The 1,256-nt window shown below is 49.4% G+C and carries 1 protein-coding gene; it reads right to left on the bottom strand.

Going from position 1 to position 1,256, the window contains the following annotated elements; genetic code table 11:
- Positions 1–44: 44 nt before the first annotated feature.
- On the bottom strand, positions 45–1,256 hold a 1,212-nt coding region (atpD, locus tag A3750_RS16395; protein ID WP_068548470.1), incomplete at its 5' end, for a F0F1 ATP synthase subunit beta.

The raw sequence follows: 1,256 nt of genomic DNA on the forward strand, positions 1-1,256 counted from the left end.
CGGTAGAGACTGGTGAAGCGTAAGGCTTCAACCAGTCACTCAGATTACATGTTCTTGGCTTTTTCTACCGCTTCTTCGATTGAACCAACCATATAGAACGCTTGCTCTGGAAGGTCATCGTACTCGCCGCCCAAAATACCTTGGAAACCACGAATCGTCTCGGCTAGAGACACGTACTTACCAGGAGAACCTGTGAAGACTTCCGCTACGTGGAATGGCTGAGACAAGAAACGCTCGATCTTACGTGCACGAGCAACCGTCTGCTTATCTTCTTCAGATAACTCGTCCATACCAAGAATCGCGATAATATCTTTCAATTCTGCATAACGCTGAAGAACTGTCTGAACACCACGTGCTACGTCGTAATGTTCCTGACCAATTACTAATGGGTCAAGCTGACGTGATGTAGAATCAAGTGGATCGATTGCAGGGTAGATACCCTTTGATGCAATGTCACGGCTCAATACGACAGTCGCATCAAGGTGCGAGAATGTCGTTGCTGGTGAAGGGTCAGTCAAGTCATCTGCCGGTACGTATACCGCCTGAATTGACGTGATCGAACCCGTCTTCGTAGACGTGATGCGCTCTTGAAGTACACCCATCTCTTCTGCGAGTGTAGGCTGGTAACCTACCGCTGAAGGCATACGACCAAGTAGGGCCGATACCTCTGTACCCGCTAGCGTGTAACGATAGATGTTGTCTACGAACAGTAGTACATCTTTACCTTCATCACGGAACTTCTCAGCCATAGTCAGACCGGTCAGAGCAACACGAAGTCTGTTTCCTGGCGGCTCGTTCATCTGTCCGTAAACCATTGCTACCTTGGATTCCGTAGGGTTCTCCAAGTTAACAACGCCTGCTTCCTGCATCTCGTGGTAGAAATCGTTACCTTCTCGAGTACGCTCGCCAACACCTGCAAATACAGAAAGTCCTGAGTGCTTCAAAGCTATGTTGTTGATAAGCTCCATCATGTTTACGGTTTTACCAACACCGGCACCACCGAACAGACCGACTTTACCACCTTTCGCAAATGGGCAGACCAAGTCGATTACCTTGATGCCTGTTTCGAGAAGCTCAGCACTTGCTGCCTGCTCAGCGTAGGTTGGTGCTTTACGGTGGATAGGCATACGCTCTTGCTCACCGATTTCACCGCGCTCGTCGATTGGACGTCCAAGAACGTCCATGATACGACCTAGCGTTTCCGTACCAACCGGTACAGAAATAGGTGCGCCTGAATTAGCTACTTGAAGGCCACG

This window comes from Oleiphilus sp. HI0079, from assembly GCF_001635105.1.